Annotated in this window: 20 protein-coding genes; 16 read left to right on the forward strand and 4 right to left on the reverse strand. The window is 62.9% G+C overall.

Going from position 1 to position 18,914, the window contains the following annotated elements:
- Window position 1 precedes the first annotated feature (1 nt).
- From K288_RS0107600 to K288_RS0107650, 11 genes are all read left to right on the forward strand, one after another.
- Entirely contained in the window at window positions 2–607 is a 606-nt protein-coding gene (locus tag K288_RS0107600) for a HupE/UreJ family protein (RefSeq protein ID WP_027578987.1), read from the forward strand.
- Window positions 604–1,224 carry a HupE/UreJ family protein gene (locus K288_RS0107605; RefSeq protein ID WP_027578988.1) on the forward strand — a complete coding sequence of 207 codons (621 nt, stop codon included), beginning with the start codon at window positions 604–606 and terminating at the stop codon, window positions 1,222–1,224. Before K288_RS0107600 ends, K288_RS0107605 begins: the two co-directional genes overlap by 4 nt.
- A 139-nt stretch (window positions 1,225–1,363) precedes the next feature.
- The gene (locus K288_RS0107610; RefSeq protein ID WP_027578989.1) at window positions 1,364–2,029 is read left to right on the forward strand and encodes an HAD family hydrolase; all 666 of its coding nucleotides are present in this window, start codon (window positions 1,364–1,366) and stop codon (window positions 2,027–2,029) included.
- Window positions 2,030–2,038: 9 nt separating this feature from the next.
- Window positions 2,039–2,992 carry a sugar-binding transcriptional regulator gene (locus K288_RS0107615; RefSeq protein ID WP_027578990.1) on the forward strand — a complete coding sequence of 318 codons (954 nt, stop codon included), beginning with the start codon at window positions 2,039–2,041 and terminating at the stop codon, window positions 2,990–2,992.
- 149 nt (window positions 2,993–3,141) lie between these two features.
- Complete coding sequence (locus K288_RS0107620; protein ID WP_027578991.1) at window positions 3,142–4,455, forward strand: sugar ABC transporter substrate-binding protein; 1,314 nt, start codon at window positions 3,142–3,144, stop codon at window positions 4,453–4,455.
- 63 nt (window positions 4,456–4,518) lie between these two features.
- Entirely contained in the window at window positions 4,519–5,427 is a 909-nt protein-coding gene (locus K288_RS0107625) for a sugar ABC transporter permease (protein WP_051334416.1), read from the forward strand.
- 3 nt (window positions 5,428–5,430) lie between these two features.
- Entirely contained in the window at window positions 5,431–6,261 is an 831-nt protein-coding gene (locus K288_RS0107630; protein ID WP_027578993.1) for a carbohydrate ABC transporter permease, read from the forward strand.
- A gap of 17 nt (window positions 6,262–6,278) precedes the next feature.
- Window positions 6,279–7,283 carry an ATP-binding cassette domain-containing protein gene (locus tag K288_RS0107635; RefSeq protein ID WP_027578994.1) on the forward strand — a complete coding sequence of 335 codons (1,005 nt, stop codon included), beginning with the start codon at window positions 6,279–6,281 and terminating at the stop codon, window positions 7,281–7,283.
- A gap of 13 nt (window positions 7,284–7,296) precedes the next feature.
- Window positions 7,297–8,070 carry an SDR family oxidoreductase gene (locus tag K288_RS0107640; RefSeq protein ID WP_027578995.1) on the forward strand — a complete coding sequence of 258 codons (774 nt, stop codon included), beginning with the start codon at window positions 7,297–7,299 and terminating at the stop codon, window positions 8,068–8,070.
- A 28-nt stretch (window positions 8,071–8,098) separates the two neighbouring features.
- The gene (locus K288_RS0107645) at window positions 8,099–9,748 is read left to right on the forward strand and encodes an FGGY-family carbohydrate kinase (protein WP_027578996.1); all 1,650 of its coding nucleotides are present in this window, start codon (window positions 8,099–8,101) and stop codon (window positions 9,746–9,748) included.
- A 19-nt stretch (window positions 9,749–9,767) separates the two neighbouring features.
- Window positions 9,768–10,703: a carbohydrate kinase gene (locus tag K288_RS0107650; protein ID WP_027578997.1), complete on the forward strand. Its 936-nt coding sequence runs from the start codon at window positions 9,768–9,770 to the stop codon at window positions 10,701–10,703.
- 14 nt (window positions 10,704–10,717) lie between these two features.
- On the opposite strand, the gene K288_RS0107655 is transcribed toward K288_RS0107650, so the two are convergent.
- Window positions 10,718–11,296: a DUF417 family protein gene (locus tag K288_RS0107655; RefSeq protein ID WP_244443086.1), complete on the reverse strand. Its 579-nt coding sequence runs from the start codon at window positions 11,294–11,296 to the stop codon at window positions 10,718–10,720.
- A gap of 129 nt (window positions 11,297–11,425) precedes the next feature.
- Between K288_RS0107655 and K288_RS44985 the strand changes: the two genes are divergently transcribed.
- A complete protein-coding gene (locus K288_RS44985) occupies window positions 11,426–12,481 on the forward strand; it encodes an AraC family transcriptional regulator (RefSeq protein WP_084799510.1) in 1,056 nt (351 codons plus the stop codon).
- A 53-nt stretch (window positions 12,482–12,534) separates the two neighbouring features.
- Here the strand turns inward: K288_RS44985 and K288_RS0107665 are convergent, their stop codons facing one another.
- The 3 genes from K288_RS0107665 to K288_RS0107675 form a co-directional block, all read right to left on the reverse strand.
- Window positions 12,535–13,209, reverse strand: coding sequence for a peroxiredoxin-like family protein (locus K288_RS0107665; protein ID WP_027578999.1), 675 nt, complete (start codon window positions 13,207–13,209; stop codon window positions 12,535–12,537).
- A 147-nt stretch (window positions 13,210–13,356) separates the two neighbouring features.
- On the reverse strand, window positions 13,357–13,668 hold the full coding sequence (locus K288_RS54635) for a hypothetical protein (protein WP_043159471.1): 312 nt from the start codon (window positions 13,666–13,668) through the stop codon (window positions 13,357–13,359).
- Window positions 13,669–13,830: 162 nt separating this feature from the next.
- Entirely contained in the window at window positions 13,831–14,712 is an 882-nt protein-coding gene (locus K288_RS0107675) for a LysR family transcriptional regulator (RefSeq protein WP_027579001.1), read from the reverse strand.
- 172 nt (window positions 14,713–14,884) lie between these two features.
- Here K288_RS0107675 and K288_RS0107680 point away from each other — a divergent pair, with 172 nt between their 5' ends.
- The 4 genes from K288_RS0107680 (at window position 14,885) to K288_RS0107695 (ending at window position 18,745) form a co-directional block, all read left to right on the forward strand.
- The gene (locus K288_RS0107680; protein ID WP_051334417.1) at window positions 14,885–16,051 is read left to right on the forward strand and encodes a patatin-like phospholipase family protein; all 1,167 of its coding nucleotides are present in this window, start codon (window positions 14,885–14,887) and stop codon (window positions 16,049–16,051) included.
- A 163-nt stretch (window positions 16,052–16,214) separates the two neighbouring features.
- The gene (locus K288_RS44995) at window positions 16,215–16,871 is read left to right on the forward strand and encodes an STN domain-containing protein (RefSeq protein WP_051334418.1); all 657 of its coding nucleotides are present in this window, start codon (window positions 16,215–16,217) and stop codon (window positions 16,869–16,871) included.
- 239 nt (window positions 16,872–17,110) lie between these two features.
- On the forward strand, window positions 17,111–17,662 hold the full coding sequence (locus K288_RS0107690) for an RNA polymerase sigma factor (RefSeq protein ID WP_027579003.1): 552 nt from the start codon (window positions 17,111–17,113) through the stop codon (window positions 17,660–17,662).
- 36 nt (window positions 17,663–17,698) lie between these two features.
- A complete protein-coding gene (locus K288_RS0107695) occupies window positions 17,699–18,745 on the forward strand; it encodes a DUF4880 domain-containing protein (RefSeq protein ID WP_152535428.1) in 1,047 nt (348 codons plus the stop codon).
- The last annotated feature ends 169 nt before the right edge of the window (window positions 18,746–18,914 follow it).

Below are 18,914 nucleotides of genomic sequence, written 5' to 3' on the forward strand. Positions count from 1 at the left end.
CATGTCTTTGCGTATCTTCCGATATCTCCCGTTCGCGATTGCAGGTCTCGTCCTGCCGCAAGCCGCTTTCGCGCACGAGCAGGTCGGCCTTGGCGGTGGGCTTGTCAGCGGGTTCTTGCATCCGCTGACAGGGATTGACCATCTGATCGCGATGGTCGCCGTTGGAATCTGGGGCGCGCAGCTCGGGGCTCCTGCCATTTGGGTGCTGCCGATCACCTTCCCGCTGGTGATGGCGATCGGCGGAGTGCTTGGAATTCTGCACGTTCCGCTGCCGATGCCCGAGGTCATGATCGCGCTCTCGGCTCTCATTCTCGGCGCCGCGGTTGCGGTGCGGATGCGGCTGCCATTCGCGGCCGCAGCCGCAGTCGTTGCCGTCTTTGCGATCTTTCACGGCTACGCGCACGGGGCTGAACTTCCGAAATCCGCAAACCCGTTAGCCTACGGCGTCGGCTTTGTCGTCTCGACCGGCCTGCTGCACCTTTGCGGCATCACGATCGGCACGTTGACCCGTTGGCCTGCCGGAGAGCGATTGATTCAAGGGCTGGGCGTGGTGATTGCCATGCTCGGCGGATACTTTCTGGCGCTGAGCCTTGGAGCTGTCGCATGAATATCAGGCTCGGCCGCGGCCTGATCGCCGCAGCGGTGCTGCTGGCCCAGGCCAGCCCGGCCGAGGCTCACATCGTCGCCGCGCGCCTCGGCGATTTCTATGCCGGTGCCTTGCATCCGTTGACGGACCTCCAGGACGTCATCCTCTGGGGCGCAATGGGTGTGCTCGGGGGGACGCTTGGCGCGGCAAGGGGACGCTGGCTCGTGCTGGTGTTTCCGCTCGGACTGCTGGCTGGGCTGGCGCTCGGGCAGGATTTCGAGATCACCTTGACGGGGTCGACGGTCGATGCCGGCATGGTTCTCGTGCTGGGCCTGCTGCTGGCGACAGCCGTGCGGATACCCACGGTCGCGCTGTGCGCGCTTGCCTTCGCCTTGGCGGTGATCAGAGGAATGGCGAATGCGACCGATCTCGGACCTGAGACCGACCGACTGCTGTTCGCGGCAGGACTTGCCTGCAGTGGCTACGCCGTGATCACGCTCGTCATGGCCCTGGTGCTGGCGTTCCGTGGAGCAGATACGAGTGTGCCGACCAGTTGGCGAAAGATCACCCTGCAGGCGTTGGGTGGTTGGATTGCAGCGATCGGACTCATGATGGTGGGATATAGTCTCGCATCGTGAGCGACCCCCGGCTCAAGCAATCTCGCGGGATGGGCTCGAAGTGCATGAGCTTTGGCTGTTCGTTGTCCTTGTAGCGATCGACCTTCCCGGGGATCACTGAGCTATTGCTCAACTCGTGAGCATATGATCCTATTGTGGGATGGAACCCAGTCACCCAAAGCCTGAGCTGGTGATCTTCGACTGCGATGGCGTCCTGGTGGACAGCGAGATATTGAGCTGCCAGTGCCTGTCAGAGGTCCTTGGAGAGTTCGGCATCGCGCTCAGCACGGACGATGCGCTCGAACTATTTCTTGGCCGCAGCACTACGGCCATCTTGCAACACTACCAGGGCGACCGACGCCTCGTTCCCGAGAGCTTTCTGGTCGCGTTGAAGACGCGGGTGCTGCAACGCTTCAGGCATTCGCTGCAGCCTGTCCTCGGAGTGGGCTCACTGATCTCAAGCCTGCAAATGCCGTTTTGCGTTGCGTCGTCCAGCGATCTCGACCGGGTTTCGCTTTCGCTGGCATTGACCGGTCTCGCACCGCATTTCGGCGACAGGGTGTACACGGCGCAGATGGTGGCGCGCGGCAAGCCGGCCCCCGACCTTTTTCTCTATGCGGCTGCGCAGATGCGCGCTGCACCGCACCGCACGCTTGTCATCGAAGACAGCGTCAGCGGCGTGACCGCGGCAAGGGCCGCCGGCATGACCGTATGGGGCTTTGTCGGCGGCAGTCATTACCAGTCTGGTGATCGGCATAGCATGCTGCGCGATGCCGGCGCGGATCGTGTCTTTGACCGGATGGCGGACTTCTGGGACGAAAGATAGCGGGCTCTCATGGCAGCACCCGACAACGAGAAATCCCGTCTTGACGACGCCGCGCGCGCCGGCTGGCTCTATTTCATCGCCGGCCATACGCAGGATGAGATCGCCAAGATGCTGCAGGTCTCGCGCGCGTCCGCGCAGCGTCTGGTGTCGCTGTGCCTTGCAGAGCGTCTGATCACCTTCCGCCTCGAACACCCTATTGCCGCGTGCATGGAATTGGCGTCGAAGCTCAAGGATCGCTTCGATCTCGTTCACTGCGAAGTGGTGCCGTCGGACCCGGCGTCGCCGCATTCCACCGCCGGCATCGCGGAACGTTGCGCCAACCTGCTGGACTCGACCCTGCGCCCGGAAACGCCGGTCATTGTCGCGTTGGGCACCGGACGCGCGGTGCGGGCCGCGGTGGAGCGTGTCACGCCGATCGAGCGACCGAATCACCAGGTCGTCTCGCTGGTCGGAAACATCTCGGCGGACGGCTCGGCGAGTTTCTTCGATACGGTGGGGCGCCTTGCCGACCGCACCGGCGCCCGCCACTATCCGATGCCTCTACCGTTCCTGATGTCGTCGGAAGACGAGCGCAACCGCATGAACCGGATCGAACCAATCGCCAAGATCCAGGCGATTGCCGCGAGAGCCGACCTGCGTCTCATCGGCATCGGTCAGATGGACCAGAAGGCCCAGGTGCATGTCGACGGCTTCGTCAGCCGCGAGGAGCTGTTCGAGATGATGCGGCTCGGCGCCATCGGCGAGGTGACGGGCTGGGCCTATGACGCCAAGGGCCGGCTCATCAAGGGCGGCACGAACAAGCGGTTGACCAGTATTCCGCCGCAGGTGCCGGCGCGGACCACCACGATCGCCGCAGCGATCGGGCAGGCCAAGGTTCCGGCCATCGGCGCCGCGCTGATCGGGCGCCTCATCAACGGCCTCATCACGGACGAAGCAACGGCCCGGGCCATTCTCGATCGGTAGCGCCGGCACGATCGTCGTGTCTTCCTGATTTTCTCTTCGGCGCTGCGGGCAGCCGGATGGCGTGTGTCAGCTTGACAAGCCTGACGGTTGGTGTGAACATACGCTCAACGCGTGGGCATATGCTCAAACGCGACGATGGGAGGTTTACCGTGAAAAACGTCCATGGCGCTCTTCTGGGCGCGGCTGCGCTTTTGCTTTCAACTCCCTCGCTCGCCCAGACCACCCTGACGATCGCCACCGTCAACAACGGCGACATGATCCGCATGCAGGGGTTGACGAGCGACTTCACCAGCAAAAATCCAGACATCACGGTCAAATGGGTGACGCTCGAGGAGAACGTGCTGCGCCAGCGCGTCACCACCGATATCGCGACCAAGGGCGGCCAATTCGACGTCCTGACCATCGGCACCTATGAGGTGCCGATCTGGGCCAAGAAGAACTGGCTGGTGCCGCTCGACAAGCTCGGCGCCGACTACGACGTCGCCGACATTTTGCCGAGGATCAAGGACGCGGTGTCCGTCTCCGGCAAGCTTTATGCGGCGCCGTTCTACGGCGAAAGCTCCATGACCATGTACCGTACCGACCTGTTTCAGAAGGCCGGGCTTACCATGCCGGAAAATCCGACCTGGGATTTCGTGATCAGTGCGGCCAAGAAGCTGACCGACAAGGAAGCCGGGGTCTACGGCATCTGCCTGCGCGGCAAGGCCGGCTGGGGCGAGAACATGGCGTTCCTCACCGCCATGGCCAATTCCTACGGTGCACGCTGGTTCGACGAGAAGTGGGTGCCGCAGTTCGACAAGCCCGAATGGAAGAAGACGCTGGCGACCTATGTCGACCTGATGAAGGAGGCGGGCCCTCCCGGCGCCAGCTCGAACGGCTTCAACGAGAATCTGGCGCTGTTCGACGCCGGCAAATGCGCGATGTGGATCGATGCAACGGTTGCGGCGTCGTTTGTGACCAATCCAAAGGACTCCAGGGTCGCCGACAAGGTCGGCTTCGCGCTCGCCCCGAACACCGGGCTCGGCAAGAACGCCAACTGGCTGTGGGCGTGGAATCTCGCAATTCCCGCCGGCTCCAAGAAGGTCGAGGCGGCCGAAAAATTTGTCGCCTGGGCGACCGGCAAGGACTACGCAAAACTGGTTGCGTCGAAGGAGGGCTGGGCCAACGTGCCGCCCGGTACGCGCTCGTCGCTGTACCAGAACCCCGACTATCTGAAAGTCGCGCCGTTCGCCAAATTGACGCTGGCGTCGATCGATGCCGCCGATCCGAACAAACCGACGGTGCAGCCGGTGCCTTACGTCGGCGTGCAGTATGCGGCGATCCCGGAATTCCAGGGCATCGGCACCTCGGTCGGGCAGCAGTTCTCCGCGGCGCTGTCGGGCTCGACCAGCGTGGACGCGGCGCTATCGGCGGCGCAGGCGTCGACGGAGCGGGAAATGAAACGCGCCGGCTACATCAAATAGGTGGCTCCCTTGGCTCATACTCCCGAGCTAAGCCCCTCGCAGCCATCCGGCGCCTTGCCCCGGATGGCTGCACCTGCCTTGCAGCCGACGGAAACGGGGACGGGGACCCGGCAGACGCAACTGCTCGCGCGGATGCTGCTGACGCCAGCCGTTGCGCTGTTGTTCATCTGGATGATCGTGCCGCTGGGGCTGACGATCTATTTCTCGCTGCTGCGTTATAATCTGCTCGACTCCGAATCCGCGCAGTTCGTCGGGTTGGAGAATTTTCATTATTTCCTGACCGATCCGGCTTTCCTCGCTTCGCTGCAGAACACACTGGTTCTGGTCGGGTCCGTGCTTGGACTGACCATCCTGCTTGGCATTCCGCTCGCGCTGTTGCTCGACCAGCCCGTCATTGGCCGCAACATCGTGCGGCTGATGGTGATCGCGCCGTTCTTCGTGATGCCGACGGTCAGCGCACTGATCTGGAAGAATCTCCTGATGCATCCGGTGTCGGGTCTGTTCGCCTGGATCGCGCAGCTATTCGGCGCGCCACCGATCGACTGGTTCAATGACGTGCCGATGCTGGCGATCATCCTGATCGTTGCCTGGCAATGGCTGCCGTTTGCGACGCTGATCCTTCTGACGGCGCTGCAATCCCTTGACGAGGAGCAGAAGGAGGCTGCCGAAATGGACGGCGCCGGCGCGCTGTCGACCTTCATCTACATCACGCTGCCGCATCTGGCGCGGCCGATCACGGTCGTGATCCTGATCGAGACGATATTTCTCCTGACCGTGTTCGCCGAGATTTTCGTCACCACCGGCGGCGGACCGGGATTGCAGACCACCAACATCGCCTTCCTGATCTATTCGCAGGCGCTGATCCAGTATGACGTCGGCGGTGCCTCCGCCGGCGGGTTGGTGGCGGTGGTAATCGCCAACATCGTGGCCTTCTTCCTGGTCAGGATCGTCGGCCGGAATTTGGAGGCCTGACGCATGGCGCGGATGGCAACAAGCAGGCATGTGGCGGTCTCGACCTTTGCGGCGTGGCTGGTCGGCTTCCTGATCTTCTTTCCGATCCTCTGGATGGTGCTGGCGAGCTTCAAGACCGAGCTCGATGCCTTCGCCATACCGCCAAAATTCCTGTTCTTTCACTGGACCACGGAAAATTATGCCACCGTGCAGGAGCGCAGCGACTATCTCCACCACGCGCTCAATTCCATCATCGTGGCCGGCGGCTCGACGCTGATCGCGCTGCTGATTGCGATTCCCGCCGCCTGGTCGATGGCGTTCTCGCCGACGAAACGCACCAAGGACGTGCTGCTCTGGATGTTGTCGACCAAGATGATGCCGCCGGTCGGCGTGCTGGTGCCGATCTACCTGATCTACCGCGATTTCGGATTGCTCGACACCTTGACTGGTCTCGTCTTCATCCTCTGCCTCGGCAATCTGCCGATCGTGATCTGGATGCTGTTCACCTACTTCAAGGAAATCCCGAAGGACATCCTCGAGGCAGCGCGGATGGACGGCGCAACGATCAGCCGCGAGCTCGTCTATGTGTTGACGCCGATGGCCGTGCCGGGGCTCGCATCAACGCTGCTCTTGAACTTCATCCTGGCATGGAACGAGGCGTTCTGGACGTTGAACCTCTCGACGCTGCAGGCCGCGCCGCTGACCGTGTTCATCGCGTCCTATTCAAGTCCGGAAGGGCTGTTCTGGGCCAAGCTGTCGGCCGCTTCCACGCTCGCGATCGCGCCGATCCTGGTGATCGGCTGGTTCAGCCAGCGCCAGCTCGTCCGCGGCCTGACTTTTGGCGCGGTCAAGTAAACGGAAAGGCTGGAGCCATGGGCCAGATCACGCTTCAGAATGTGCAGAAATCGTTCGGGCCCGTTGACATCATCAAGGGCGCCGATCTCGATATTTCGGATGGTTCCTTCGTCGTGTTCGTCGGACCCTCCGGCTGCGGCAAGACCACGCTTCTGCGCCTGATCGCCGGGCTGGAGGATGTCAGCGGCGGCAATATCCTGATCGACGGCAAGAACGTCGTCGACGTTCCGCCCGCCAAGCGCGGCTTGTCGATGGTTTTCCAATCCTATGCGCTCTATCCGCATATGAGCGTGCGCGGCAACATCGCCTTCGGGCTGAAGATGGCCGGCCTGCCGAAAGCCGAGATCAACCGCAAGGTTGAGGCCGCGGCAGCTACGCTCAATCTGACGCCGTATCTCGACAGGAAGCCGCGCGAATTGTCGGGCGGCCAGCGCCAGCGCGTCGCGATCGGGCGCGCCATCGTCCGCGAGCCGAAGGCGTTTCTGTTCGACGAGCCGCTGTCAAATCTCGACGCCGCGCTGCGCGTGCAGATGCGCCTCGAAGTCACGCGGCTGCAGAAGCAGCTCGGTACCACGGCCATCTATGTCACGCACGACCAGGTCGAGGCGATGACAATGGCGGACAAGATCGTGGTGCTGAATGGCGGCAAGATCGAGCAATACGGGACGCCGCTCGAACTCTACGAAAAGCCGGCCAATCTGTTCGTTGCCGGCTTCATCGGCTCGCCGAAAATGAATTTCATCTCCGGCGAAGTCGCGGGCCGCCATGGCGCGGCCACCATCGGTGTCCGCCCCGAGCACCTGAAAATCGCGCGCGATGGCGAGGGATGGCCGGGCAACATCATGGTTGCCGAGCATCTCGGCAGCGACACCTTTCTCTATGTCGACGCTGGCGCAATCGGGACACTGACCGCGCGCCACGTCGGCGAGCTCGATTTGAGCGCCGGCGACCGCGTCCTGCTGTCGCCGGATCCCGGCCGTCTGCATCGGTTCGATGAGAGCGGAAAATCGCTGCGGGCTTAACAGGAAGACCAAGATGTATCTGGAAAAATTCAAACTACCCGGCAAGACCGCAGTCGTGACCGGGGGCGGGCAGGGGATTGGTCTCGCCTGCGCCGAGGCGCTGGCCGAGGCCGGCGCGCGGGTCGTGATTGCCGATCGCGATGCGGCGGTCGCCGGCGAAGCCCGCGCCCATCTGAGCGGGAAGGGCTATCAGGCCGAAGTCGCGATCATGGACGTGACGGATTCACGGCGCGTCACCGAGGTTGCCGACGAACTCGTCGCCCGCTACGGCCGGGTCGATGTCCTCGTCAACAATGCCGGCATCGCGCGCAGCGAAACTCCGGCCGAAACCGTGACCGACGAGCATTGGCTGAACGTCATTGACGTCAATCTCAACGGCACCTTCTGGTGCTGCCGCGCCTTCGGCAAGCACATGCTTCAGGCGCGGACAGGCAATATCGTCAATATCGGCTCGATGTCCGGCTTCATCGTCAATAAGCCGCAGGAGCAGTGCTACTACAACGCCTCCAAGGCTGCGGTGCACCATCTGACCAAATCGCTCGCAGCCGAATGGGGTGCACGCGGCGTGCGCGTCAACGCGGTGGCGCCGACCTACATCGAGACGCCCCTGAACGCATTCGTGAAGAGCAACCCCCGCATGTACGACGCCTGGATCGGCGGCACTCCGATGGGACGAATGGGGCAGGTGGAGGAGATTGCCTCGGTGGTCCTGTTCCTGTCATCGGAAGCGGCCAGCCTCATGACCGGAAGCATCGTTCTTGTCGATGGTGGCTATACTTGCTGGTAAGCTTGCGTCAAAACTGACGGGAGCGAACATGCGGCAAGCCTTCATCGGCATCGACGTCGGAACCACCAGCACGCGCGCGGGCATCTTCGACGAAAGCGGAGCCCTGCTCGCAACTGCAAAACACCCGATCGCGGTCTGGCACGAGGCAGGCGACATTGTCGAGCAGTCGTCGTCAGATATCTGGGCGGCCAGCGTCTCGGCCGTCCGCAGCGCGATGGCGGAAGCCGCGATATCGCCCGACCTCGTGAAAGGCATCGGATTCGACGCGACCTGCTCGCTGGTCGCGCTCGATCGGCATGGCGAACCGCTGACGGTGAGTACATCCGGCGACAGGCAGCGCAATGTCATCGTCTGGATGGATCATCGCGCCATCGAGGAAGCGCGGCTGATCAACGACACTCAGGATGAGGTCCTGCGCTACGTCGGCGGCTCCATCTCGCCGGAGATGGAGATGCCGAAGCTGCTCTGGCTCAAGCGGCATTTGCGCGACAGTTTTGATCGCGCGGGGCATTTCTTCGACCTTGCTGACTTCCTCTCGTGGCGCGCGACGGGGTCGCTCGCGCGCTCGACCTGCACGGTGACCTGCAAGTGGAACTACCTTGCGCATGAAGGGCGGTGGAGCGCTCCATATTTTCAGCGCGTGGGCTTGAATGAACTCGTTGAGGACGAATATCGCAGGATTGGGACCGAGATCGTCGCTCCGGGAACGTCGCTCGGGTTTGGCCTAACGGAACAGGCGGCGCGGGATTTCGGGCTGAGACCGGGGACGCCGGTCGGCGCCTCGCTGATCGATGCGCATGCCGGCGGGCTCGGCGCGATCGGCGGCCGGGACGCATCGGGCGCTGAAGTCGATGTCTGCAACCGTCTGGCCTACATCATGGGGACCTCCGCCTGCATCATGGCGACGACGCTCGATCCCTGTTTCGTACCCGGCGTGTGGGGACCGTATTACTCCGGCATGGTGCCCGGCTTCTGGCTCAACGAGGGCGGGCAATCGGCCGCAGGTGCCGCGATCGATTATTTGATCCGCTCACATCCGGCCCATGCCGAGGCAAGCGACGTCGCAAGGCGCGACGGCGTGGACATCATCCAGTTCCTCGAAACGCGGATCATGGCCCGTGCGGCTCAGGCGAGCAAGGCGGCGTTGCTGGCGCGCGACCTTCATGTGCTGCCGGAATTCCTCGGCAACCGCTCACCCTATGCCGATCCCGATACGCGCGCCGTCATTGCCGGCCTCGATCTCGATACGGATATCTGCGCGATGGAGCGTCTGTTCGTGGCGGGATTGTGCGGGCTCGCCTATGGCCTCGCCGATGTCATCGATGCCTTCAGGGCGCAGGGGGGCAACAGCAAGCTGATCGTCATGGGCGGCGGCGCGGGAAGGAGCCCGCTGGTGCGGCAGATCATGGCCGATACGACCGGCCTCACGGTGGCGATGCCGCAAACGACGGAGCCGGTCCTGCTCGGCGCGGCCATGCTCGGCGCGGTTGCCGCCGGCGCCTATGCCTCACTCGGCGAGACCATGGCCGCGATGTCGGCGCTCGGTCGCCTGACCGAGCCGGCCGCGCCGGGCATGGAAGAATTCCACCGCCGCAAGCGGGAGGTCTACAGGTTGTTGCGCGAGCTTGATCGCGGAAGCCGTGAGGCGATGCGCGGGTTTGAGATCGACCGCGGTTAATCTGGAAAGGTCGCGAACGATGCTGCTGAGCTGTGGTGACGCGCTGATCGATTTTGTGCCGGTTAAGACCGCAGACGGTCACGAAGCGGTGCGACCGGCGGTGGGAGGCTCGTGCCTCAACGTCGCGGTCGGACTGGCGCGGCTTGGTGCGCCGACCGGCTTTGTCGGCGGCGTCTCGACCGACCTGTTCGGCCGCATGATCGCCGACCACGCCGCGGCGTCCGGTGTCGACCTTCGCTATGCCACCCGCAGCGACCGTCAGACCACGCTCGCTTTTGTCCGAATGGTCGCAGGCGAGTCGCAATATGCGTTCTATGACGCGGAAACAGCCACCCGGGAATGGACCTATGCGCAGGGCAAAATTCCGTTCGAGACCATCGAGGCCGTCCACATCGGCTCAACGACGCTGGTCAACGAGAGGGGAGCCGCGCAGACCGCCGCGATGGTCGCCGATGCCAAATCATCCGCGACGATTTCGTTCGACCCGAACTGCAGGCCCAATCTAGTCAAGGACAAGACAGCTTATCTCGCGTCCATGGACACGTTTGTCGACAGCGCGGACATCGTTCGCATGTCGGACGTTGACTTCGACTATCTCTACGGGAAAGAGGCTTGCGCGGCGAAGGCGGAACAGTTCCTGGCCAGAGGCGGCAGCCTGTTTGTCGTCACGCGCGGAATGAAGGGAGCCCAGGCCTGGCATCCGACGGCGGGCGCGGTCGAAGTCGCCGCACCCGCCGTCACGGTCGTGGACACGATCGGCGCCGGCGACAGCTTTCAGGCGGCGCTGCTGTTTGCCCTGCATAAGCAGGGCAGGCTCGGAAGGAGCGGACTGAGGGGCACCGACGCGAACGAGCTTCGTTGCGCGCTATCATTTGCATGCAGTTGTGCCGCGCTGACCTGCACGCGGGTCGGGGCAGATCCTCCCCACGGCAGCGAAGTTGCTTGGAACTGTTAGAGGCATTGGCGCCTCTAGGGCATTTCCGGTTCTGATTGCCGTATCAGACGAACCACATCCTGCCTGAGGAGGTAGAACGAGACGGCGAGCAGAACGACGTCCTTCATCAGGAAGGGCACGTTGCCGGTCATCGCGGGGAAGCCTCCGGCGGTGACGTCCCAGCCGTCCGGCATGAACGGAATGATCGTGACCGTTGCAATGAAGGTGCCTGTCGCGCCGAGGGCGCCAAGAACGCCGAGCCGCTTATCCCAGAAGCCTGCCAGCAGCAGTGACCCGAAGGTCCACTCGGAGACGCCCAGGAAATAGCTGGCGCCGGCGTGGCCGAACACGGGATACAGCCACCAGATCAGCGGCCCGTTGCTGATGAACGGGACCAGTCGTTCGAACTCGTATGGAAACCACTTCTGGTAACCGAAGAAGAAGAACATGATCACCATCGCGGCCCGGACGACGTGGTAGTCGAGGTCCTCGGCAAGCAGGCCGGACCGGTGCAGCGCGTGTACAAGCGGATTTTGCGCTTTCTTGATCCGGGCATGGATCCGACCTGACGGGCCAGTGTCGGTTTCGAGATTCGGGACGGGAAGACGGGACATGGTGACACTCCTGGATGAGGGCTGGCGAACGATCACGAGCTGGAGTGTATGGTCCCGATATGAGACCTTGAATGTTATTAAAACTCGATTATATGCTCAATCGTCTCAAACGGGGCGGATGTGTTCCTCATGGATTGGCTCAGCCGATTGTTCGAGATGATGCCAGTGCGCGGGCGACTGGACCTGCGCTGCTCCTACGGCGTGCCTTGGCGCATCGAGCAGGGACCGAGCGAGGCAAACGAAATCCCGTATCACGCGGTCGTCGGTGGCTCGGCACTGTTGGAGGGCCTGGCTGGTGGCAAGCCGCTGCGGCTGGAAGCGGGCGACATACTCCTGCTCCCGGGTAACCCCAGGCACGTCATGCACGACGGCAGCGGGGCGCGAGCAAAGCCCGCGCAAAATCACCAGCACCTCAATCTTGTGATCAGTGAGAATGCCGGCAGAGGCGAGCGGCTCGATCTGCTCTGCGGCCACTTTGCAATTGCACCGCCGCACGATCGCCTGCTGCGCAGCTATCTGCCGCCGCGCTTGGTCGTGCATGCTGGCACCCATAGCGGACAACCGGAGACCGCCACGCAGCTTGCAGGCCTTGTGTCGTTGATGCGTAGCGAGGCCGCGGACGATCAGCTTGGTGGTTGCGTGATGCTAAACGCGCTATCGACAGCGATGTTCGCGCTTGTGCTGCGTCTCGCCAGCGAGACCGAAGATGCGCCGCGCGGCATTCTTGCTTTGGCGGGTCATCCTCGCCTGGCACCAGCCGTCGCAGCGCTTTTCAACGAGCCTGCGCGCGCATGGTCGCTGCCCGACCTCGCACGCCTGTGCAACATGTCGCGGGCCACGCTCGCGCGGCAATTCCAGGAGAAACTGGGCAGATCGCCCACCGATCTCCTGACCGACATCAGGATGACGCTCGCAGCGAACGAATTGAAGAACTCGTCCCTTTCAACGGGCGCGGTGGCAGAGTCGGTGGGGTATCAATCCGAAGCAGCCTTCCAGCGCGCCTTCAAGGGCCACATGGGCATTACTCCGGCGCAGTGGCGCAGGACACAGGAGCCGTCCGGCCGCGAAGTCTTCGCAAGGCCAACAGCTCCTGTCGACGCGAAGCTGGCGAAGACCGCCGAAGCGAATACGTCTGATAAGCGAAGACCGGCGAAGGGCAGCAAAGCGCCCTCGCTGGCCGAATGATGGTTGACGCAAGGTGCCGGTCAGGTCGCGATAAGCTTGCACCTCATGCGCCGTCACACCTTGAGAGCGGCCGCTCTCTGAAGAACCGGGATCATGTCCTCAGGCTCGGGGCGGCGGGTGTAGTCGGGGTTGACCTCGGAGTAGAGGACCACGCCGTCCTGCCCGATGACGTAGCGGGCCGGCATCGGCAGGGTCCAACTCGGATCGTCGTTGAATGTCGGTAGATCGTTCTTGAGCTGCTTGTAGAGCTCGACGAGATAGTCGGGCAGGTTGAAGCGCAGTCCGAACGCCTCACCGACCTTGCCTTTGACGTCCGACAGGATCGGGAAGCTAAGCTTGTTCTGGCGCACCGATTTGCGGCTGTTCGGAGCGGTTTGCGGCGAGATCGCCACCAGCGAAGCGCCGTACCTGTCGAACTCCGGCTTGGCGGCTTCGAGGGCCTGCAGCTCCATGTTGCAATACGGGCACCAAACGCCGCGGTAGAAGCTGAGCACCAAGGGGCCACTTTTCAGAAGATCAGCAGAGCTGATGATGTTGCCCTCGGGATCCTTCAGCGAGAAGGACGGAGCGACGTCACCTGCCTTCTTGGCGCGCTGGGCCGCCGCCGACTCGATCAGTTCTGCGGTGGCGCGGTGCATCGTCTCGATGACGGAGCGAGGAACGTTGTAGGGTGGCTTTCCGGCCTCGAAATCGGCTTTGAAGGCGTCGAGCTTGGCTTGAAGCGACATGACGGTTCTCCTTTGGTCTTGTGCGGAAGACGGCGGCGCCGCCCGTTTCGTTGAAGTCATACGCAGAAAGCTAAAGGAGCCTGCCGCGCAGGGTAGCCAGACCGTCGGACTAGAAATTATTCCCGTTGGGAATAACCGCGTAACGGATCAGCACCCCCGGCAGATGATGAGCTTCCGGTCCATTTCCTGGTCGAACTGCTGCTGCTGGCGCTCCCATGCCGAGACGGCCTCCGATTGCGGGACATCGGCTTGGTGCGGCTGCCGATGGCCGACCGGAGCAAGCCACGGCAGATGCGAGGTCAGCACTGTCGAACCCGCAGTGGTGCTGACCGGCAGGTCGGGGAAGACCGCGACAACGTCTCGCCGGTAGTTCGCATTGGCCGGCGAGAGCAGGTTGACAAAGACCAGGGCTGCGGCCGCTGCAGTGATCGAGCGTTTCAGGATTGAGATGCGGGGCATGGCGACACTCCTTCAAGGAGGCTCGGGATGAGCAGCTCCGTCGCGTGTCACCGTACTCATTCACCCAAAGCGTTGAATGCTGCCCGGGCTCGAAGACATGCTCCGTCGTCTCATGAGGCGCGGCTCGATGCGCTCACGGCCCAAGATCGCTCTGCTTTTCGTTTATGCGTTGAACGCACGTTCGAAGAAATCCACGAACGCTCGTGCCTTGGTTGTCGCGGCACGGCCGGTCGGAAGCACCGCCCACAGGTCGAGGGACGGGAGACTCCATTCCGATAGGACCGCACGAACAGCACCCGATCGCAGTTCGGGGCTGAACATCCACTCCGAGGCGATGGTCAGCCCTAGATCGGCGAGCACCGCAGCTCGCACACCTTCTGCGGCGGTTACTCGCAGTCGACTTTGAACGGTGACAGCCAGCTCCGAGCTCTGGCGCCGGAACGACCAAACGCTGCCTTCTCCCTGGAGATAAACGACGGCCCGATGGTTGCTCAGTTCACTTGGCGTCGATGGCGTGCCTGCGCGATCGAAATAGGCAGGCGTGCCCAACACGAGACGCTTGCATCTTGCGATGCGGCGCGCGGTCAACATCGAATCCATCAACTTTCCCATCCGGAGAGCCACATCGATGCCCTCCTGGACGAGGTCGATTTGACGGTCGTCCAGGATGACGTCCAAGTCCAGTTCCGGATTCTGCGCCATGAATTGCGGCAACAGCGGAATGAGATGGATGCGAGCAAACGTGACGGCGGCGCAGATGCGCAATCGTCCCTTCAGGCCAGCTCCTGCTCCGCGCGCAGCGAGTTCGGCTTCGGCTGCCTCCTCCAGGGCCCGCTTCGCACGCTCGAGATAGCGTATCCCGGCTTCCGTCGGGGCAAGGCCGCGCGTCGAGCGCGTCAGGAGTTTCACTCCGAGATACTCTTCCAGTTGCGCGACTGATTTGGAGACGGCCGGTTGGCCGACTCGAAGCTGCCGGGCCGCTCCGGAGAAGGATCCCGTTTCGACCACCCGCACGAACGTCTCCATCGATGCCAGACGATCCATGCTATTCTCCGCAGGAATGAGCGATATCACTCCGCGCTATCTGCCATGCCGCGCAGGATTTGGCCATCTCTCTGCGCCTGCCCGCCGCGGCGGCCACCGCGATTGACAGCGCCCCACCGCGGCTTGAATAGAGCCCGGCAAGTGCATTACTGCATGCGGAAGGAGGCTTCGAATGCTGCGACAAACCGACTCTTCCAACTCCGCGGCTCTTCCGCGCCGCGCCCCAAGCGGGTTGCCCGGCCAGATCGTCCTGGTGCTGCAGGGCGGCGGCGCGCTCGGATCCTATCAGGCCGGCGTCTATCAGGCGCTGCAGGAAGCTGGGATCGAGCCCGACTGGATCATCGGCACCTCTATCGGCGCCATCAACGCAAGTCTCATTGTCGGAAACGAGCCGCAGCGCCGGCTCGAGCGATTGCACGAGTTCTGGAGCCGCGTGCAGCGCGTCCCGCATTGGAGCTTTCAGGGCGTATTTCGTGGATTGGCTGAGCGATGGTCGTACTGGACCACGCTGACCCAGGGCATTCCGGGTTTCTTCAAGCCGAACCCGCTCGCATATGCCGGGGACGCCTTTCCCCTGGGCGCCGATCGCGCCGGATACTACTCGACAGCGCCGCTCGAACTTACGCTTGCTGAACTGGTGAATTTCGACCTGATCAATCAGGGGAGGCCGCGCTTGACGGTCGGCGCCGCGCATGTGCGCACAAGCCAGATGCGCTACTTCGACACCCGCGAGGGCAGGCTCGATGTCAGACACATCATGGCTTCTGGCGCTCTTCCGCCCGCTTTTCCGCCCGTACGCATTGAAGGCGAACTCTACTGGGATGGCGGTATCCTCTCCAACACACCTACTGAGGCGGTGTTGGACGATAGTCCAAGAAGGGACTCGGTGATCTTCTCGGTCCATCTGTGGAATCCGGTCGGGCGCGAGCCGATGACGATGGCTGATGTCCTCAACCGCCATAAGGACGTCCAGTATTCGAGCCGGATTGCGAGCCAGATCGTGCGTCACCAGCAGGCGCACCGCCTGCGTCACGTTATCAACGAACTCGCGTCACGACTGTCCGAAAACGAGCGCAGCAAGCCGGAGGTCAGGGAGTTATTGAGCTATGGCTGCCAGACCCGCATGCATGTAGTCCAGTTGCTCGCGCCTCAGCTGGATCACGAGGACCACACCAAGGACATCGATTTCAGCCCGGCCGGGATCAAGCAACGCTGGGAAGCAGGTTATGCGCACACCAGGGCCGTGCTCGCGCGCGAACCCTGGCTGGGTCAGTTCGACCCGCTGTCCGGTGTGATCCTGCACGAGCCAAAGGAATTGACGGCACTCGCCGCCGAGTGAGTCCATGCTCGACTGGTACAACGATCTCGGTGGTCTGTTGCTGTCGACAGTATGGAGCCCCGAGCAATGCAACAAGCCCCGGCATGGCGCTTCAATTTGCAACCGGATTGCTCTAGATCGACGGCTGAACTGTGCATTCGCCGTTTTGACTCACAGGCGACCGATGGCCCGGAGGCGACCAATCAAGCTGACCAAGGCTTTCCTCGTGCTTTGCGCGCTGGCGCTTCCTCCCGTGATGGCTCTCGCGGCGGAAAATCCGGCGACGGCAGGAGCTGGCGAAACCGTCGTGCACTTCGACATTCCGGCCCAGCCGTTGGAAGACGCTCTTTATGCCTTTGGGAACGTCACCGGGATATCGATTTTCGTGGATGGTAGCGCGGTCGCGGGCCGTCGATCGACCTCAGTCCAAGGGACCTTCACGACCACGCAAGCGCTACGCATCCTGTTGGCCGGCACCGGCCTTGATGTCCGCCCGATGGGCGGCCGTGCCATCACGCTTTCTCTTTCGCAATCGGATTCCGACGCGCTGGCCTATCGGCGCTATTCGGCTGCTCTGCAGAACGCCGCGCTTCGCCGATTGTGCAGCGAGGCGGAAACGCGTCCGGGCTCATATCGGCTTGCGATGGAGTTATGGCTCGACGATATCGGCCGCGTACAGCGGATCGAGTTGTTGAGCTCGACCAGCGATCTGGCGCGCGATCGCCGGCTTCGCGAGCTGATGGAAGGCCTTTCAGTGGGTAAGCCGCCGCCCATGCTGCCACAGCCGGTCATCATGGTGATCTTGCCCAGGTCACCCCGGGAGAGCGGCGATTGCGGCTAATCCTTTCCCGCGTGGGAGAGTGAAGCGAGGGATGGGCTGGCGCGATGTTCCGAGGTGTCTCGCGACAGGAATGAAACAAAACGGTCACACTCCATGAGTATCGAAATTTCCGAGGGGCTCTGAAACACTACACAGGAGCCGAGTTGGAGCTTTGGGGCGCGGCGCCCCGAAGGGTGAGCAGTATTGCTCCGAGCAAGCAATTTCGAGCGCCAAGCCGTGTGTCCGTCAGCTAAGCCATTATGACCCAAACGAGTCACGCTCTTTTGCTTCAGGTGCTGACGGACGACTACGGCCTCCTGAAGGGACGGCTGACGCGCCGGCTTGGTTCTCCTGATATTGCGGACGAGGTGCTGCAGGAAGCCTATCTCCGTGTCGAGCGTATGCCCACGATTGGAGCGGTCCTGCATCCCCGAACCTATCTTTTTCGCATTGCGCTCAACATTGCCGCTGACCGGCGACGCTCGGAGAAACGGCGCCTGGCGCGGTCGGAGATTGAGCTCCTGCTACGGCTCGAACACGACGAACTTGATCCCGAGCGCGTCGTGGAGGCCCGTTCCTCGGTCCGCACGTTGGTGCAGGCCCTGGAAGATCTGCCGCCGCGGCGTCGCGCGATTTTCGTCGCGGCACGCGTCAACGGCATGTCCATCCCGCAGATTGCAGCCCATTTCAGCGTTTCAACGCGCTTTGTCGAGCGCGAGCTCAAGCAGGCGCTTGACCATTGCCGCGATCGCCTTGAAATAAAGTTGTCACGGAAGTTCGGACCCGGCCGCTCTGAGACGTCTAATGGGTGAGGAGCGACGGTGAAAGAGCAATCTCACATCAAGATTGTGCGCGGCCTGGCGCCGCCCCCTGATTCTCCCCCGCTTGCGGGCGAGGAAAGGGAAGGGGTGTCTTCGGGCGGAGCGCAGGCGGTGACGGATGAGGCGACAGCATGGGTCATGCTGCTGTTGTCGGGCGACGCCACCACCGAGGATGTCGAGGCATTGCAGCGCTGGCGCCAGCAGAGCCCCGCGCACGCCCGCGCGTTTGCCGAGGCCAAATTGTTGTGGGACGCGCTTGGCCCCGCAGCCAGTGATGTTGCGGGCCGCATGGATCACTCGGGTCAATTGCCCGGGGCTCGGGGCCCGACGCGCGCATCGGCTGGACATACCGGGCGTCGGGCCTTGATCGGCGGAGCGCTTGCGGCCTCGGTTGCAGCGGCAGGCTATTTGGGATCGAAGCCGCCGTTCCGATTGTGGCCGTCGATCGAGGAGATGCGGGCGAGCTACAGGACCGGCACGGGTGAGCAGCGGCAGCTTGCGCTGTCGGATGATGTATCGCTGATCCTGAACACGCAAACCAGCGTCGGCATCCGTCCCGCCCCGGAGGGCTCTCGAGGGATGGAGTTGATCGCCGGGGAGGCGGCGATCACCACCAAGAGCGCCGTGCCGTTCGTGGTTCTTGCTGCCGATGGGCATGCAACATCCACCATCGCCCGCTTTGACATGCGCCGGGATGGAACAACCGTGCGCGTCACTTGCCTCGACGGCACCGTCGACGTTGCTCGCGACGGCCGGTCCGTGACAGTTCCCGCCGGCCATTGCGTGATCTATGGAGCGCGTGGGCTGCGAGAGGTTACGCCCATCGACCTTTCGGTCGCGACCGCATGGCAGCAGGGCCAGTTGGTTTTCCGGCACGAATCTTTGGCCCGCGTCATCGAAGAGGTGAATCGATACCGGCCGGGAAGGATCGTTCTGCTTAACGAAAAGCTCGCAGAGAGGGACGTCGTCGCCACGTTCCATCTCAGCCGGATCGACGATGCGGTGGAGCATCTGGCTCGCGCATTCGGTGCAAGGGTGCGCTCCCTGCCGGGCGGACTCGTGCTGCTGAGCTGATTCCGTCGCGCATCGGAAGCGATCGTCGACGATCTCAAAAAAATCGGCAAAAAAAATCGGCCAAGGCTTGTTCGGGGTTGGCGCGAGGGTGGCGGTCTAATGGATGAGAGGGAGCGCGCGGTTCACGCCGCGAGTTCCCGTCGCAGCCACGTCCATTCGCCCAGAAAGC

Source organism: Bradyrhizobium sp. Ai1a-2, from assembly GCF_000426245.1.
GTDB lineage: Bacteria > Pseudomonadota > Alphaproteobacteria > Rhizobiales > Xanthobacteraceae > Bradyrhizobium.

Bases quoted from the DNA above. Each gene is read 5' to 3' on its own strand.
- K288_RS0107600 (WP_027578987.1), top strand. From the start codon at position 2: ATGTCTTTGCGTATCTTCCGATATCTCCCGTTCGCGATTGCAGGTCTC.
- K288_RS0107605 (WP_027578988.1), top strand. From the start codon at position 604: ATGAATATCAGGCTCGGCCGCGGCCTGATCGCCGCAGCGGTGCTGCTG.
- K288_RS0107610 (WP_027578989.1), top strand. From the start codon at position 1,364: ATGGAACCCAGTCACCCAAAGCCTGAGCTGGTGATCTTCGACTGCGAT.
- K288_RS0107615 (WP_027578990.1), top strand. From the start codon at position 2,039: ATGGCAGCACCCGACAACGAGAAATCCCGTCTTGACGACGCCGCGCGC.
- K288_RS0107625 (WP_051334416.1), top strand. From the start codon at position 4,519: ATGGCTGCACCTGCCTTGCAGCCGACGGAAACGGGGACGGGGACCCGG.
- K288_RS0107630 (WP_027578993.1), top strand. From the start codon at position 5,431: ATGGCGCGGATGGCAACAAGCAGGCATGTGGCGGTCTCGACCTTTGCG.
- K288_RS0107635 (WP_027578994.1), top strand. From the start codon at position 6,279: ATGGGCCAGATCACGCTTCAGAATGTGCAGAAATCGTTCGGGCCCGTT.
- K288_RS0107640 (WP_027578995.1), top strand. From the start codon at position 7,297: ATGTATCTGGAAAAATTCAAACTACCCGGCAAGACCGCAGTCGTGACC.
- K288_RS0107645 (WP_027578996.1), top strand. From the start codon at position 8,099: ATGCGGCAAGCCTTCATCGGCATCGACGTCGGAACCACCAGCACGCGC.
- K288_RS0107650 (WP_027578997.1), top strand. From the start codon at position 9,768: ATGCTGCTGAGCTGTGGTGACGCGCTGATCGATTTTGTGCCGGTTAAG.
- K288_RS0107655 (WP_244443086.1), bottom strand. From the start codon at position 11,296: ATGTCCCGTCTTCCCGTCCCGAATCTCGAAACCGACACTGGCCCGTCA.
- K288_RS44985 (WP_084799510.1), top strand. From the start codon at position 11,426: ATGGATTGGCTCAGCCGATTGTTCGAGATGATGCCAGTGCGCGGGCGA.
- K288_RS0107665 (WP_027578999.1), bottom strand. From the start codon at position 13,209: ATGTCGCTTCAAGCCAAGCTCGACGCCTTCAAAGCCGATTTCGAGGCC.
- K288_RS54635 (WP_043159471.1), bottom strand. From the start codon at position 13,668: ATGCCCCGCATCTCAATCCTGAAACGCTCGATCACTGCAGCGGCCGCA.
- K288_RS0107675 (WP_027579001.1), bottom strand. From the start codon at position 14,712: ATGGATCGTCTGGCATCGATGGAGACGTTCGTGCGGGTGGTCGAAACG.
- K288_RS0107680 (WP_051334417.1), top strand. From the start codon at position 14,885: ATGCTGCGACAAACCGACTCTTCCAACTCCGCGGCTCTTCCGCGCCGC.
- K288_RS44995 (WP_051334418.1), top strand. From the start codon at position 16,215: ATGGCCCGGAGGCGACCAATCAAGCTGACCAAGGCTTTCCTCGTGCTT.
- K288_RS0107690 (WP_027579003.1), top strand. From the start codon at position 17,111: ATGACCCAAACGAGTCACGCTCTTTTGCTTCAGGTGCTGACGGACGAC.